General features: G+C 67.6%; 8 protein-coding genes. All 8 read left to right on the top strand.

Features of this window, described 5'->3' with window-relative positions:
* Positions 1-35 precede the first annotated feature (35 nt).
* Entirely contained in the window at positions 36-3,902 is a 3,867-nt protein-coding gene (locus AC07OY_RS02325; protein WP_495040908.1) for a beta-galactosidase, read from the top strand.
* Positions 3,899-6,301 carry a glycoside hydrolase family 2 TIM barrel-domain containing protein gene (locus AC07OY_RS02320; protein WP_495040907.1) on the top strand — a complete coding sequence of 801 codons (2,403 nt, stop codon included), beginning with the start codon at positions 3,899-3,901 and terminating at the stop codon, positions 6,299-6,301. Before AC07OY_RS02325 ends, AC07OY_RS02320 begins: the two co-directional genes overlap by 4 nt.
* Before the next feature lie 11 nt (positions 6,302-6,312).
* Entirely contained in the window at positions 6,313-7,476 is a 1,164-nt protein-coding gene (gene bglB / locus AC07OY_RS02315; protein WP_495040906.1) for a beta-galactosidase BglB, read from the top strand.
* Positions 7,477-7,483: 7 nt separating this feature from the next.
* Complete coding sequence (locus tag AC07OY_RS02310; protein ID WP_495040905.1) at positions 7,484-9,145, top strand: MFS transporter; 1,662 nt, start codon at positions 7,484-7,486, stop codon at positions 9,143-9,145.
* Positions 9,146-9,218: 73 nt separating this feature from the next.
* On the top strand, positions 9,219-11,942 hold the full coding sequence (locus tag AC07OY_RS02305) for an exo-rhamnogalacturonan lyase family protein (RefSeq protein ID WP_495040904.1): 2,724 nt from the start codon (positions 9,219-9,221) through the stop codon (positions 11,940-11,942).
* 1 nt (position 11,943) lies between these two features.
* Positions 11,944-13,170, top strand: a complete 1,227-nt coding sequence (locus AC07OY_RS02300; protein WP_495040903.1) for a rhamnogalacturonan acetylesterase — start codon at positions 11,944-11,946, stop codon at positions 13,168-13,170.
* 5 nt (positions 13,171-13,175) lie between these two features.
* Positions 13,176-14,408 (top strand): serine hydrolase domain-containing protein, encoded by a 1,233-nt coding sequence (locus AC07OY_RS02295; protein ID WP_495040902.1) that lies wholly within the window; start codon positions 13,176-13,178, stop codon positions 14,406-14,408.
* A 181-nt stretch (positions 14,409-14,589) separates the two neighbouring features.
* Positions 14,590-16,416 (top strand): rhamnogalacturonan lyase B N-terminal domain-containing protein, encoded by a 1,827-nt coding sequence (locus AC07OY_RS02290; protein WP_495040901.1) that lies wholly within the window; start codon positions 14,590-14,592, stop codon positions 16,414-16,416.
* Position 16,417: the final 1 nt, after the last annotated feature.

The following is a 16,417-nucleotide window of genomic DNA, read 5'->3' as shown; positions in this document are numbered from 1 at the left end:
ACACTGAATCAGGCTCCCCGCACTCCCGGTCCGCTATGCCCGCTGCCCTGCCCTTCACCCTGCTTCCGCTCGCCGCGCTGCTGCTCTGCGCCGCTGCCAGCGCCCAGGATCTGCCCGGGCAACTGCCGCCCACGACCGTCACGGTGCCGGCGCTGGCGACCCAGCCGGTTGCCAAAGCCGAGCGAACCTTGCTGATGTCGGCCTTCATGGCGACTTCGCAGAACCAGCTCAGCTTGTTCACGTCCAACGATGGCGTGACCTTCACGTCCCTGGGTTCCGAGGTCTACCAGCCCCCCAAGGACCTGCTGCGCGACCCATCCATCATCCGCGCGGCCGATGGCCTCTACTACATCGCCTACACGACGAACTGGAACGGCTCGACCTTCGGCATCGCGAGGTCGGCCGACCTGAGGACCTGGACCCATGTGGCCGACGTGCCCGTCCAGCTGCCAGGCGTCACCAATGTCTGGGCGCCGGAATGGTTCCGCGACAGCGATGGCAGCCTCCAGCTCGTCGTGAGCCTGTCCAGGAGCGGCACGCAAGGTCCTTTCGCGGCCTATTACGTCAAGGCGCTGGACGCCGGCTTCACGAAGTTTTCGGCTCCGATGCCCATGCGGGGACTGGAGAACAACTTCATCGACAGCTTCGTCATCCGCCACGAAGGCCGCTACGTCGCGTTCACGAAGAACGAGACCACCAAGTTCATCGAGCTGGCCACGGCGCCGTCACTGGACGGCCCCTGGACACTCGAGAAGACCGGCGACTGGGCTGGCTGGGGCGGCCCGTCGGAAGGCCAGGCCCTGGTGCCCATCCCCGGCGGCTGGCGCATCTACTTCGACGACTACACGACCAAGCGCTACTGGTATTCCGACAGCCTCGACGGCTTGAAGACCTGGACGCCGAAGAAGGAACTGGGCGGTGTGTCCGGCACCGTGCGCCACTTCACCGTCATCTCGGAAGAGACCGCCCAGCTGGAACGTGCGACGGCGCCGAAGAACAAGCCCAAGTCGATTGCCTGGGACCGCCACTCGCTGATCATCGACGGCAAGCGCGAGATGATCTTCGCCGGCGAGATCCACCCTTTCCGCCTGCCCTCGCCCAGCCTCTGGCGCGACGTGCTGCAGAAGATGAAGGCCTCGGGCCTCAACGCCGTGTCCTTCTACTTCAGCTGGGGCTATCACTCCGCCAAGCCCGGCCACTACGACTTCACCGGCGTGCGCAACATCGAGCGCGCCATCCAGATGGCCGAGGATGAAGGCCTCTACGTCATCGCCCGCATGGGGCCTTACGTCAATGCCGAGCTGACCGCCGGCGGCTTTCCCGGCTGGCTGCTGCGCCAGCGCGCCGAGGCCCGCACCGATGCGGCCGAGTACCAGGCCGCGGCAGACGAATGGATGACGCAGATCAACGCCATCCTGGCCCGCCACCAGATCACGAATGGCGGCGGCAATGTCATCGCCTATCAGCTGGAGAACGAGCTGTTCTCCGTCCAGCCCAAGAACATCCGCCACATGCAGCATCTGGCGGACAAGGCGCGAGCCGATGGCATCACCGTGCCCCTCTTCCACAACGCCGCCTCGCGCCTGCCGGACTGGACGCCGAAGAACTCCACCGCGCCCTTTGCCAACCCCGGCCCCACCGATCTCTACGCCTTCGACGGCTATCCCGGTGGCGTCTGCGGCGTGGATGGCACGCCCGGCACGCCGGCGCCCGCGCCGGATTGGGGCATCTACGGCAAGAACTTTCCCAAGGTCGGGTCGCAGGCCTCGCCCAACACGCCCGGCTTCGTCGCCGAGATCGGTGCGGGCTGGTTCGACTACTGGGGCAGCAACGGCACCTATGAGTGCACGGCGCGGCGCCAGGGCTCGGGCTACCAGCGCGTGTTCTACGGCAGCAGCCTCATCAATGCGCTGACCATCCATTCCATCTACATGGCCTATGGCGGCACCAGCTGGGGCTGGCAGCCGGGGCCCATCGTCTACACCAGCTACGACTACGGCTCGCCCATCAGCGAGGCCCGCGTGATGCGCGACAAGGCCCTCGTCCTCAAGCAGATGGGCGGCTTCGTGCAGGCCGCCACGCCGGTGCTGGCGCAGATGGACAAGGGCGAGGTGCTGGACCCCGGCAATGCCAGGGTGAGGCTGTATCACAACGTCAATCAGGCGCTGGGCAGCCATGTGCTGCTGGCCCAGCACAACCACCTCTCCGGCACGGAGGCTTTCAGCTTCAAGCTGAAGACGCGCGACGGCAGCTATCAGATTCCACAGGCCGGCAAGCTGACGCTGACGGGCCAGGACGCCAAGATGCTGCTGGCGTCCTATGCGCTGGAGCGCCAGCACCTGGTCTACAGCACCAGCGAGCTGCAGGCCCAGATGCAGCAGGGCGGGCGCGACGTCGCCCTGGTCTACGGCCGCAACGGCGATGACGGCGAGACCGTCTTGCGCTACACCGCCCGGCCGACCGTCAAGCTGCTGCGCGGCCAGGCCCAGTTGAACTGGGACGCAAGCAGCGGCGACCTGCGCCTGAACTACCAGCACACCGGCCTCATCGAGATCCTCGTCAGCGGCGCCGGCCGCGCGCCCTTGCTGCTGCTGATTGCCGACGAGAAGACGGCCCAGGAGTTCTGGCGCCTGCAGGGCGTGCTGGTGCGCAGCCCGGGACTCATTCGCACCGCAAGCATCGACGGCAAGACGCTGAAGCTGACGGGCGACACGACGGCGCCCAGCGCGCTGCGCGTCTGGGTGCCCGATGGCATCGCCGGCCTGAGCTTCAACGGCCAGGCTGTCGCGACCAGCAGCCAGGACTTCAGCCTCAGCGCCCGCGCCGTCCTGCCCGGCCCCGAAGCCATTCGACTGCCCGACCTGACGAAGGCGGCCTGGACGCGCCGCTTTGACTCTCTCGAAGCCGATCCCAGGTTCGACGACAGCGCCTGGCGCAAGACCGATGCCACCGCCTCGGCCGCCAACGTCTACACCGCCCCCGACAAGGGCCAGCCCGTGCTGGCCATGAGCGACTACGGCTTCCACCATGGCGACGTCTGGTACCGGGGCCGCTTCACCACCAGGGAAGTCAAGGCGCTTCAGCTCGAACTCTTCTTCGGCGGCGGTGGCGCCGGCCTGATCCAGGTGTGGGTGGATGGGCAATTCGTCGGCCAGCAGGACCACGACACCGGCAGACCCTTCCCCGAAACGACCGACACCTTCCGCCGCACGCTGAAGGACCTGCCCCCCGGCGAGCATGTCATCGCCGTCGTCGTGCGCAACAACTCGCACAACTGGGACCTGTTCGCCGATGACGTGCACAAGGAAGCCCGCGGCCTGATCTCGGCCTCGCTGACGCCCAGGGGCGGCCAGCGCTTCGGCACGCCCATCGCCTGGAAGATCCAGGGCAACAAGGGTGGCGAAGACATTGCCGATCTCGTGCGCGGCCCCATGAACAGCGGCGGCCTGCAGGGCGAACGCATGGGCTGGCATCTGCCTGTCGATGCGAGCAAGCCCCAGCCGGGTTGGGAGGCCACGACCGTCAGCGCTGCGCCGCCCGCGCCCGGCAGCTACTGGCTGCGCACCGGCTTCAAACTCGAGCTTCCGCAAGGCCACGACGTGCAACTGGGCCTGGCCTTTGGCGACACGAGCCAGCCGCGCTCCGAAGTCGAGAACCGCGCGCTGATCTTCGTCAATGGCTGGAACATGGGCCAGTTCATCGCCCACGTCGGCCCGCAGCGCGTCTTCGTGCTGCCACCGGGCATCCTGAATGCCAATGGCGAGAACACGCTGACGCTGGCCGTCACCACCGATGGCCAAGCCGTCAACGCGCTGGAGGCCGTGCGCCTGGTGCCGCTGGCCGTCGCGCGCGGCGGCGTGCCGGTCGAGCCCGTGCCGCAGCCGCGCAATCTGCAGCGATGAAGCGCTTCTTCACTCTTCTCGCTGCCGCCCTGCTTGCGAGCACGGTGTTCGCGCAACGGCAGGTGCAGCCGCTCGACAGCGGCTGGCGCTTCCAGAAAGGCGACCCGGGCGCGGCCATGCAGCCCGCCTTCGATGACAGCGGCTGGCCGGCCGTGCGTGTGCCGCACGACTGGAGCCAGCACGAGCCCTTTCGCGCCGAGCACGGCAGCGGCAATGGCTATGCGGCCGGTGGCATCGCCTGGTATCGGCGCAGCTTCGCTCTCGGCACCGAACAGCAGGGGCGCATCGCGCGCGTGATCTTCGACGGCGTCTACGACCATGCCCAGGTCTGGATCAACGGCCACTACGTCGGCGGCCGCGCCTATGGCTACAGCAGCTTCGAGTTCGAGCTGACCCGCCATCTCAAGTTCGATGGCAGCCCCAATGTGCTGGCCGTGCGCGTGGACCACTCGCGACAAATGGACTCGCGCTACTTCAGCGGCTCTGGCATCTACCGCGACGCGCGACTGACTTTCACGGACGCGCTGCACATCGCGCCCTGGGGAACGTATGTGACGACACCCCAGGTCAGCGCGGCCAGGGCCGAAGTGAAGGCGCAGGCCGAACTCATCAACGCGGCGGCGGACGCGCGCCGGTTCACGCTGCGCGCGGAGCTGATTGCGCCGGATGGCCGCGTCGTCGCCACGCGCGACGCGCAAGTCCGACTGGCCGCGGGCGAGAAACGCACGCTGCCTCAAGCGCTGGTGGTGGACGAGCCGCAGCGTTGGTCGCTGGAGTCGCCACAGCTGTACACGCTGCGCCACAGCGTGCGGGTTGAGGGCAAGCTGATTGACCAGACCGACACGCCCTTCGGCATCCGCAGCTTCCGCTTTGACGCCAACACCGGCTTCACGCTGAACGGCCAGGCCGTCAAGCTCAAGGGCGTCTGCCTGCACCACGACGCCGGCAGCCTGGGCGCGGCCGTGCCGGTCGCCGTGCTGGAACGCCGCCTGCAGCAGCTCAAGGACATCGGCGTCAACGCGCTGCGCACCAGCCACAACCCGCCCGCGCCCGAGCTGCTGGACCTGGCGGATCGCATGGGTTTCCTGGTGCAGGCCGAGGCCTTCGACGAGTTCACGCCGACCAAGAACAAGTGGATAGAAGGCTGGAACGTCGGCGTGCCGGGCCGCCAGGGCTATGGCGAGGAATTCGCGCAGTGGAGCGTGCGCGATGTCGAGGACATGGTGAGGCGCGACCGCAACCACCCCAGCATCATCATGTGGAGCGTCGGCAACGAGGTTGACTATCCCAACGATCCTTTCTCGCACCCGGTGCTCGGCGCCAAGTACCGCCCCATCGCGCCGCCGGCCACCGACCTGGTGCGCTGGGGCAAGCCGCTGGTGGACGCCGTGCGCCGCATGGACCCGACACGGCCCGTCACTGCGGCGCTCGCCTCGGTCGAGATGAGCGACGCCGTCGGCTTTGACCAGCTCTTCGACGTGGCCGGCTACAACTACCAGGAAGCCCGCTACGCCGCCGACCACGCGAAGTTCCCGAAGCGCGTCATCTACGGCAGCGAGAACCGCCACGACTACCGCGCCTGGGCCATCGTGCGCGACACGCCCTATGTCTCCGCGCAGTTCCTGTGGACCGGCTTCGACTACCTCGGCGAGGCCGGCCGCTGGCCGCTGCGTGGCGCGGACTTCGGCCTCTTCGACCTGGCCGGCTTCATGAAGCCGCGCGGCGGCTTCCGCGCCAGCCTCTGGAGTGACAAGCCCACCGTCTACCTGGCCGCCGCCACCGCCTCGGCCACGCAGATCGCATCGCAATCCGGCCAGGGCACGCCGCTGCTGGACCAGCACAAGCGCGCCAGGTTGGCCGAGCATTGGAACTGGCCGGTGGGCGAATCCATCGTCGTCTCCGCCTATGCCAACACGCCCGAGGTGCAGCTGTGGCTCAACGGCAAGCTGGTGGGCACGCAGCAGGCGGCCGACGCCGTCGAAGGCATTCTGAGCTGGACGCTGCCCTTTGAAGCCGGCGAACTGAAGGCTGTGGGAATGAAGGCCGGCCAGCCGGTCGCCGAGTTCAAGCTCCACACCGCCGGCGCCCCCGCCCGCATCGAACTTCAACGCGTGGCCGCCGCCAGGGATGGCATCGAGCAGATCGCCTTCTTCGTCACCGACAGCCAGGGCCGCCGCGTGCCGGATGCGACCCAGCGCCTGCGCTTCGAGTTGCAAGGCCCTGTCGAGATCCTCGGTATCGGCAATGGCAATCTCGCGGATGTGGATGATCCACGGGATGCCGAGCACGCGGCCTTCGAGGGCCGCGGCCTGGCCATCCTGAGACGCCCCGACAACAACACCCCCGCGCGCCTGCGCGTCACAGCCGCCGGCCTGACGCCGGCAATGCTGAACTTCTGAGAGACAAGATCATGCCCAAGCAGATCCTCCAACCGGTCGATTCCACCAGGATCCATCCGCTGCTGGCCCATCACACGGCCGGCCTCGGCGCGGACCGCGACGACATCCGCAGCGCCATCGACCGCCTCATCCACAACCTGATCAACATCGAAGACAAGGACGGCAAATTCCTGCTGCGTCTGGACGATGGCCGGGTGCTGGACACCAAGGGCTGGAACGGCTTCGAGTGGACGCATGGCGTGGGCCTGTACGGCGTCTACAAGGTCTGGGAGCTGACCGGCGACGCCAAGGCCTGGGACATCATGACCAGTTGGTTCGAGGCCCGCTTCGCCGAAGGCATGCCCAGCCGCAACATCAACACGGTGGCGCCCTTCCTGACGCTGGCCTATCTGTTCGACCGCACCGGCGAGCGCCGCTTCCTGCCCTATATCGACCGCTGGGCCGAGTGGGTCTACCAGGACCTGCCGCGCACCGAGGAAGGCGGCTTCCAGCACATCGTCTACAACAGCGTGAACCACCAGCAGCTGTGGGACGACACGCTGATGATGTCGGTGCTGCCGCTGGCCAAGTTCGGCCTGCTGCTGAACCGGCCGCACTACATCGAGGAGGCCAAGCGCCAGTTCCTCGTCCACATCAAATACCTGGCCGACCGCAAGACCGGGCTGTGGTTCCACGGCTGGACCTTCGAGGGCCGCCACAACTTCGCCAACGCGCTGTGGGCGCGCGGCAACTCCTGGGTCACCATCGTCATCCCGGAGTTCATCGAGCTGCTCAACCTGCCCGAGGGCGACGCCTTCCGCCAGTTCCTCGTCTCCACGCTGGAGGCGCAGGTGAAGGCGCTGGCTGGATGCCAGTCGGCGTCCGGCTTGTGGCCCACATTGCTGGACGATCCGACGTCCTACGACGAAGCCGCCGCGTCGGCGGGCTTTGCCTACGGCATCCTGAAGGCCGTCCGCAAGGGCTATATCTCCAGGGACTACGAGGCCGTCAGCCTCAAGGCCGCACTCGCCGTGCGCAGCAAGATCAACGACGCCGGCGAGCTGACCCAGGTCAGCTTCGGCACGCCGGTGTTCAACACGCTGCAGGAATACAAGGACATCCCGCTGACCTCCATGCCCTTCGGCCAGGCGATGGCGCTGCTCGCGATGGGCGAGCTGCTGGTCCGCTTCATCTAGGCCCGCCATGCAGCAGAAGAACCTGCACCCCGCGGCCCGCGAGCCGAACTGGGTCAACTACTGGGGCTGGGGCAGCGGCGACATGCTGGGCGCCGGCGCACAAGCCGTCATCACCGGCTGGCTGTTCTATTTCTTCACGACCTTCTGCGGCCTCAGCGCCGTCGAGGCAGGCCTCATCCTCGGCCTGCCGCGGCTGCTGGAAGCCATCACCTGCCCGCTGATCGGCTATGTGAGCGACAACCTGCGCCACACCTGGGTGGGCCGCAAGATCGGCCGGCGCAAGATCTTTCTCCTCATCACCATCCCGCTGCTGCCCAGCTTCGCGCTGATCTTCCGCACCGGCCACACGTTCACCTACTACCTGCTCGCCTTCATCTTCTTCGAGCTGCTCTACACGATGTTTCTCATCCCCTGGGAAACGCTGGCGGCCGAGATGACCAAGGACTACAAGCGCAAAGCCAAGTTCGCCGGCGCGCGCATGATCGTGGCGCAGAGCTCGGCCATCCTGGCCTCCTACCTGCCCACGCTGCTGATCAGCCAGTTCGGCGGCAAGGACTCGCCCGACACCTTCTTCTGGATGGCGGCCATCTTCGGCGTCATCTTCTCAATCGTCGTCACCGTCGTCGTGCTGACGAGCTGGGAACGCCCCTACGGCACGCGCGAACAGGCCGTGCTGTCGCAGACCTATGGCGGCGTCAGCCTCAAGGCCGCGCTGAACCTGCCGGTCAAGATGTTCGGCGACCTGTTCTCGACGCTGAAGATCCGCGCCTTCCGCCAGCACCTGTCCATTTACCTCGGCGGTTATCTGTCGCAGGACATCTTCAACACCGCCTTCCCCATCTTCGTGGCGACGGTGCTGATGGGCGCAACGCTGGTGATCTCGCAGCTGATGACGGTCATGTACGTGGCCCAGCTGATCTCGGTCATGGTTGCCATCCAGATCGTCATCCGCACCGGGCCCGTGCTGGCCTACCGCCTGGCCATCTCGCTGTTCGGTGCGGCCTTGCTGCTGTATCTCGGCTTCTATCTGGCAAGGCCCGAAGGTTTCGAGGCCGGTTTCAAGGTCCTGGGTGCCAACCTGTTCACCGCGCTGGACCCGACGCGCGAAACCTTCAGCCCCGGCCTGGTGTTCTGGCTCTTCCTGCCCATCGTGCTGGCGGGCCTGGGCCGCGGCACGCTGAACTTCGTGCCCTGGTCGGTCTACAACTACCTGCCCGACATCGACGAGGCCGTCACCGGCCAGCGCCGCGAAGGCATCTTTGCCGGCGTGATGACGCTGGTGCGCAAGCTCGCCCAGAGCGCCGCCATCATCGCCAGCGGCTGGATCATCGACCTGGGCGGCTATATCTCGCCCAAGACGCGGCCCGGCGAGCTCATCGTTCAAACACCCGAGGCCATCCAGACCATCACGCTGCTGATGGTGGGCGGGCCGCTGCTGATGATGCTGCTGGGCCTGCTGGCCTCGTGGCGCTTCCGCCTCAATGCCGGCACGCATGCCGTGCTGGTGCACGAGGTCGAGCGCCTGCGCAATGGCGCCACCGAGGCGGAGACCGAAGAGAACCGCCGCATCGTCGAAGACCTGACCGGCTGGTCCTACGGCCGCCTCTGGGGCCGCGGCAGCGGCCACGCCGCCGACTCCTCGCTGCAACCGCTGCAGGCCCGCCCATGAACGCAGCGCCGGGCCGCCCCAAGCAAGTTCACTCCCGCTTGGCGGGACAGGCCGCAGGCCTAAGGGTGCACCAATGACCGATTTCAGCCGCCGCCACTTCTTCAAGACCGCTTCGCTGCCGCTGGGGCTGTCGGGCCTCGCCACGGCAGCCACCTCGGCGCCGGCACCTGCGCCCGCCCTTGTCGCCACCGACGCCAACGCGCTGCGCTGGCTGGACGGCTCGGCTCCCGAGCTGATGCTGGGCGCGACGCTCGGCCTGCCCTGGCCGCGCGGCCAGCAGAAGAAGGGCCAGGACTTCCACGCACTGGATGCCCAGGGCAAGCCGTTGCCGCTGCAGACCTGGCCACTGGCCTGGTGGCCGGATGGCTCGCTGAAGTGGACGGCCCACGCCTTGCCAGCTGGCATCGACGCTGGCACGGCGCCCAGCATCCGACCGGGCAAGAGCACTGCGGCTGCAAGCTTCAAGGTCAGCGTCAAGGAAAGCGCCGACCTGATCGAAGTGGATACCGGTGTCATACGCGCCAAGCTGCCCCGCAGCGGTGCTCAACTGGTGCGCAGCATCGAGCGCGACGGCCGCGAGATCCTGCGCGCGGCCGTGCTCATCGCGCAGACCGATGACAAGCCCGACGCAGAGAGCGGCCCCGTCACGCAGACCCGCTTCGACAGCCGCATCGCCAAGCTCACCGTCGAGCAGACCGGCCCGGTGCGCGCCGTCGTCAAGGTCGATGGCCAACACCGCAGCGCCGCCGGCCGCGAGTGGCTGCCGTTCTCGGTGCGCTTCTACTTCTACGCGGGCGCCGAATCGCTGCGCGTGATGCACAGCTTTGTCTTCGACGGCGACGAGCACAAGGACTATCTGCGCGGCATCGGCCTGCGCTTCGAGGTGCCGCTGCGCGACGCCCTCTACGACCGGCATGTGCGCTTTGCCGGCGAATCAGGTGGCCTGTGGGCCGAAGGCGTGCGCAACCTGACCGGCCTGCGCCGTGACGCAGGCACCGCCGTGCGCGAGGCCCAGCTGGCCGGCCGCGCGACGCCGCCGCTGGAGCAGTGGGGCCCGCAGGTGCGCAAGCTGCACCACCGCATCCCGGCCTGGGGTGACTACAGCCTGAGCCAGCTCAGTGCCGACGGCTTCCAGATCAAGAAGCGCACCAAGGCCGGTCATGGCTGGATCCCCGCCGCCTTCGGCAAGCGGGCGCCGGGCAGCGGCTATATCGGCGGCGCCACCGGCGGCGTGGCCTTTGGCCTGCGCGACTTCTGGCAGCGCCACCCGGCGCAGTTGGACATCCGAAACGCCCACACCGATGCCGCCGAGGTCACCGTCTGGATGCACTCGCCCGAGGCGCCGGCCATGGACCTGCGCTTCTATCACGATGGTCTGGGCATGGAGACCCACGAGCAGGAACTCGAAGGCCTGGAGATCACCTACGAGGACTACGAGAAGGGCTTCGGCACGCCGGTGGGCATCGCGCGCAGCAGCGAGATCACGCTGTGGGCGCTGGCCGCCACGCCGACGCGCGAGCGCCTCGTGCAGATGGCCGCCGCCGTGCAGACGCCGCCGCAACTGGCGGCGTCGCCCCAGCGCTATCTGCAGGCCGGCGTCTTCGGCAAGCTCTGGAGCCTGCCCGACCGATCGACGCCGGCACGCGTGAAGATCGAAGACAGGCTGGACTTCCTGTTCGGCTTCTACGCAAGGGAAGTCGAGCAACGCCACTGGTATGGCTTCTGGGACTACGGCGACATCCGCCACACCTACGACAGCGACCGCCACGAATGGCGCTACGACGTGGGCGGCTATGCCTGGGACAACTCGGAGCTGTCGCCCGACCTGTGGCTGTGGTACGCCTATCTGCGATCGGGTCGCGCCGACATCTTCCGCTTCGCCGAGGCCATGGTGCGCCACACGGCCGATGTGGACATCTATCACGCGGGCCGCTTCCAGGGCCTGGGCACGCGGCACAACGTGCAGCACTGGGGCTGCAGCGCCAAGCAGGCACGCATCTCGACCTCGGCCTACCGCCGCTTCTATTACTACCTGACGGCTGACGAGCGCATCGGCGACGTCATGCGCGAGGTGTTGAACGCCGACAGCAAGATGGACGAGGTCGACCCGGTGCGCAAGATTGCCGGCCGTGTCGACAAGGGCCCCTGGCCGGCCCGCATCGGCTTCGGCACCGATTGGGGCTCGGTCGTCGCCAATGTGCTGACCGAGTGGGAGCGCACCGGCGACGTCCGCTGGCGCAACAAGCTCGTGCGCGGCATGAAGGGCATCGCTGCCATGCCGCATGGCTTCTTCACCGGCAGCGGCGGCTACGAGCCCACGGGGCCCAACGAAGGCGCCTTCCACAATGTCAGCGGCGACAAGCTCAGCGCCAGCCACCTGAGCGCCGTCTTCGGTGCCGTCGAGATGATGGCCGAGCTGGTGGAGCTCATCGACGAACCGGCGTTCAAGCAGGCCTGGCTGCAGTACTGCGAGCTCTACAACGCGCCGCGCGAGCAGCAGGTCAAGGCACTGGGTGCGCCGCACGGCGGCGGCACGGTGCTCAGCGTCGGCCACTCTCGGCTCAGCGCCTATGCAGCCCGGCACAAGCAGGACCAGGCCCTGGCCCAGCGCGCCTGGCGCGAGTTCTGGGCCGACGACCCGCGCGGCCTCAAGGCGCTGAAGACGACGCGCATCACCGGCCCGCTGGCGCTGAACCCGGTCGACGAGGCGCCGTGGATCAGCACCAACGACACGGCGCAGTGGGGTCTGGCGGCCATCCAGAACCTGGCGCTGATCGGCGACCAGCTGGCGGACTGAGATGAAACGCCTGCTGATCATCGCCAGCCTGCTGGCGGCACCGGCATGGGCCGCGGAGCCGCTGCGCCTTGACTTCGACGGCAAGATCGAACCGACCTACAGCCGCGAGCGCGGCAGCGGCTTCGAGCCAGGCGCGCCGCGCAATGCGGCCGGCCAGCCCAGCTTCTTCTCGGTCGACCTGCCTGAGGGCAATTACCGCGTCACCGCCACCTTGGGCGGCGCCGAGGCGAGCGACACGACGATCAAGGCCGAACTGCGCCGGCTGATGCTGGACGAGGTGCGCCTGCACGCCGGCGCCACCGAGACGCGCAGCTTCATCGTCAATGTGCGCACCGCCGACATCGCCTCAGCGCCGGGAGTCGAAGCCGGCCGCGTCAAGCTCAAGGAGCGTGAGATCGCCAGCGAGGCCTGGGCCTGGGACCGCCGTCTGACCTTGGAGATCAACGGCCCGCAACCGGCCCTGCGCCGCCTCGTCATCGAGCCGGTTCAAGTGCCGACCGTCTTCCTGCTCGGCGACTCGACCGTGGCCGACCAGAGCGGCGAACCCTATGCCAGCTGGGGCCAGATGCTGACGGCCCTGTTCAAGCCCACCGTGGCCGTGGCCAACCATGCGGAGTCGGGCGAGACCTATCGCGACTCGCTGGCGCGCCGGCGCCTCGACAAGATCCTGTCCGTGCTGCACCCCGGCGACACCGTGCTGCTGCAGTTCGGCCACAACGACCAGAAACAGCAGAAGGACGGCAGCGGCAATGCCGAGAGCTACCAGGCCGAGCTGCGCACGCATGCCGAGCGCATCCTGGCGCGCGGCGGCCTGCCCGTCGTCATGTCGTCGATGGAGAGGCGCAACTTCGACGCCCAGACCGGCAAGCTCAAGCCCAGCCTGACCGAGTACGCCGACGCCGCACGCGCCGTGGCCGCCGACATGAAGCTGGCCTTCATCGACCTCAACGCGATGAGCATCCGCTTGTATGAGGCCCTCGGGCCCGAGCGCTCCCAGGCCGCCCATCCGCTGAACAACGGCAAGCTGGACAACACCCACCACAACAACTACGGCGCCATGCAGTTGGCGCGCTTGGTGGCCCAGGGCCTGAGGGAAGCCCGGGTGCCGGTGGCACTGGAGCTGCGGGATGATCTCGGTGCCATCGAGCCGGGCCGTCCGCAGCCGCCGGAGCAATTCCGCGTCGCGGCCAGCCCTGGCTTCACCAACCAGCGCCCGCTGGGCGACTAAGCCGCATGAAGTCTCTCGTCCTCGCCGTGGCACTGGCCTGTGCCGCGCTGCTCCATGTCCCTGCCTCGTTGGCAGCCCCACCGGCTCTCGTCGCCGGCTTCTCTCCCGACCGACTGAAGCGCCTGGACGCCGCCATCGAGGAACAGATCGCCAGCAAGCAGCTGGCGGGCGGCGTGATGACGGTGCTGCGCGACGGCAAGCCCGTCGTCTTCAAGGCCTATGGCCAGCGAGACCTCGAGAACGCCCTGCCGATGCGCACGGACACGATCTTCCGTATCGCCTCCATGACCAAGGCGCTGACGACGGTCGCGGCCATGATGCTCTACGAGGAAGGGCGCTTCCTGCTGAAGGATCCGGTGTCGCGCTATCTACCGGCCTTTGCCAACGTGCAGGTCGCCATATCCGGCGGCGGCACCGAGAAGCCGCGCCGGCCGCTGACCATCCACGACCTGCTGACCCACACCGCGGGCATGAGCTATGGCGGGGGGCCTGCGGCTTCCGCCTATGCCAAGGCCGGTCTGACGGATTGGTATCTCGTCGGCAATGACGAGACCCTGGCCCAGTGGACGGACCGCTTCGCCGCCCTGCCGCTGCAAGGCCAGCCGGGCGAGGCCTTCATCTACGGCTATGCCACCGATGTGCTCGGCCGCCTGGTCGAGGTCGTGTCGGGCCTGCCGCTGGACCGCTTCATCAAGGAGCGCATCACCGACCCGCTGCGCATGCCGGACACGGGCTTCTGGGTGCCGCCCGAGAAGGTCAATCGACTGGCCAACGTCTACGGCCTGGAGGGCGGCCAGCTCAGGCTGATGGAAACCGCGGCAAGAAGCGACTTCGTCAACGGCCCGCGCAAGCTGCTCTCCGGCGGCGCGGGCATGCTCTCCACGGCGGGCGACTACACGCGCTTCCTGCAGATGCTGCTCAACAAGGGCGAACTGGACGGCGTGCGCCTGCTGTCGCCGCACAGCGTGGCGTTGATGACGGCCGACCATCTCGGGACGAAGTCCGGTGGCGACGCCGACGGCTTCGGCCTGGGCTTCTGGGTCAATGTCAGGCGCGGCGGCTTCAAGGAGCTGGGCAGCGAAGGCGCCTTCGGCTGGGGCAGTGCCTATTTCCCGCAATACACGGTCGATCCCAAGGAGCGCCTGGTCATCCTCTTGATGACCCAGCTGCGCCCGGCCGGCAATTCCACGCTGCATCTGCGCGTGCGCACCCTGACCTATCAGGCCTTGATGAAGTGAGCTGCGATGCCGCATCGGGTATCGCAGACGCCGTGTTAGCGCGCATCAACGCGCCGCTTCAACAGCGCGTTTGAAACGAGGTCCAAACGCTCAGCGGGTTGAGTACACGCGAGGAGGCCCCCTGCCTAGAGTCCGCTCCCGGTCATAGACCGTGAACAAAGACACGACAACAGGAGACCTCATGAACACGACCACAAGCGCGCGCCCGCCCTGGGCGCGTTGGCTGGCCGCCGGCCTGCTCGCCGCCTGCGCACCCGCGATGGCGGCCTTCAGCATCACCACCGTCCACGACAGCGGCAACGCGGCGCGGCCGCAGTACGTCATCGACACCGATGCCGGCCTCGTGTTCAAGGTGAGAGCCTGGGACAACGGCGCCAGCACCACCTCCGCGGGCGACATCTCCAGCATGCTCTACAAGGGCGTGGAGTACGGCGACCCGGCGCGCGGCACGCAGTTGAACTCGGGCGCCGACTGGCTCTACAACGGCGTAGGCGCCGTGGCCGTCAAGGCCGAGCTGGTCAACGCCAATGGCACGGTGGTGCCGGCCGCGACGACCAACAACGGCGTCGTTGTCGGCGATGCCTACATCCGCGTCACGCTGACCGTGAACAGCCTCAAGGGCGGTGTGCTGACCCACTACTACCTGGTGAAGAAGGGCGAGTCCAACATCCACATGGGCACCCACTTCACCGAGCAGCCCGATGTGCACGGCCTGGTGCGCTTCATCGCCCGCATCCCCATCGCCAGGCTGCCCAATGGCGGCCCGGCCCACGCGGCCGGCGGCCTCGTCACCTACGGCGGCGAGAGCTATTGGGCCGAAGACCTGCGCGGCACCAATGCCGCCATCGAGGCCAGCGATGTATTCGGCTTCGCCAGCACCGACCCGCGCCATGGCCAGTCGCGCTCCAAGCACTATGCCAACCGGCGCCTGAAGGACTGGCAGTTCCTCGGCGGCACCGGCCCCGGCGTGGGCATCTGGTTCTGGCGCGACAACAACGAGGGCGGCTCCAGCGGCCCCTTCTACCGTAGCCTGCTGCAGCAGATCACCAGCACGCACAACGAGCTGACCTATATGGTCAATTACGGGGAGGCCCAGATCGAGCCCTTCCGCCTCAATGTGCTGAACACCTACACGATGATCTTCAACGACGGCGCAGCGCCGACGGCAAGGCCTGACACCAGCTGGTATGGCCAGCTGGGCATGGTGGGCTATGTGCCGCCGGCAGGGCGCGGCTCTGTCAACGTGGCCGGCCTGACAGGCCGCGTGGCGGGCGTGCCCTATGTGGTGGGGTTCGCCAACGCCCAGGCCCAGTACTGGGTGGACGCCGATCCGGTGGACGGCCATTTCACCGCCGAGGGCATGCTGCCAGGCAACTACACGATGACGGTCTACAAGGGCGAACTGGCCGTGCAAACCCTGCCCGTGACGGTGACGGCCAACACCAGCTACGCCCTGAACCCCGTCGCCATCACGGCCGACCCCGAGGCCACGCCGGCCCTCTGGCGCATCGGCCGCTGGGACGGCACGCCGCAGGAGTTCATCAATGGCGACCGCCTGACCTTCATGCACCCGTCCGACGTGCGCATGAACTCCTGGCTGGTCGGCCCCTATGTCGTCGGCACCTCCACCAACGCCAACTGGCCGGCCTACCAGTGGAAGGACGTCAACAACGGCCTGCAGGTGCGCTTCACGCTCAAGCGCGGCCAGAACGCCGCGCCGCTGCGGCTGCGCGTCGGCATCACGGCCGACTACAACAGCGCCCGGCCCCAGGTCACGGTCAACAGCTGGACGTCGGCCATTCCGGCGGCACCGCCCAAGGTCTCGCGCAATGTCACGGTGGGCACCTATCGCGGCTTCAACCGCACCTACAGCTTCGACATCCCGGCCGCCCAGCTCGTCGTCGGCACCAATGTGCTGACCATCAACACGGTCAGCGGCACGGCAGGCACGAGCTTCCTCTCACCTGCCCTCTCTTTTGACGCCATCGACCTCGTCGCAGCGCAATGAA

The organism is Roseateles sp. GW821-FHT09H10 (assembly GCF_059415865.1).
This window is presented reverse-complemented; position numbering and strand designations above follow the sequence as displayed.

What these genes read in the sequence shown, in the direction of transcription:
- AC07OY_RS02325 (WP_495040908.1), top strand. Translation starts at nt 36, where the DNA reads ATGCCCGCTGCCCTGCCCTTCACCCTGCTTCCGCTCGCCGCGCTGCTG.
- AC07OY_RS02320 (WP_495040907.1), top strand. Translation starts at nt 3,899, where the DNA reads ATGAAGCGCTTCTTCACTCTTCTCGCTGCCGCCCTGCTTGCGAGCACG.
- bglB (WP_495040906.1), top strand. Translation starts at nt 6,313, where the DNA reads ATGCCCAAGCAGATCCTCCAACCGGTCGATTCCACCAGGATCCATCCG.
- AC07OY_RS02310 (WP_495040905.1), top strand. Translation starts at nt 7,484, where the DNA reads ATGCAGCAGAAGAACCTGCACCCCGCGGCCCGCGAGCCGAACTGGGTC.
- AC07OY_RS02305 (WP_495040904.1), top strand. Translation starts at nt 9,219, where the DNA reads ATGACCGATTTCAGCCGCCGCCACTTCTTCAAGACCGCTTCGCTGCCG.
- AC07OY_RS02300 (WP_495040903.1), top strand. Translation starts at nt 11,944, where the DNA reads ATGAAACGCCTGCTGATCATCGCCAGCCTGCTGGCGGCACCGGCATGG.
- AC07OY_RS02295 (WP_495040902.1), top strand. Translation starts at nt 13,176, where the DNA reads ATGAAGTCTCTCGTCCTCGCCGTGGCACTGGCCTGTGCCGCGCTGCTC.
- AC07OY_RS02290 (WP_495040901.1), top strand. Translation starts at nt 14,590, where the DNA reads ATGAACACGACCACAAGCGCGCGCCCGCCCTGGGCGCGTTGGCTGGCC.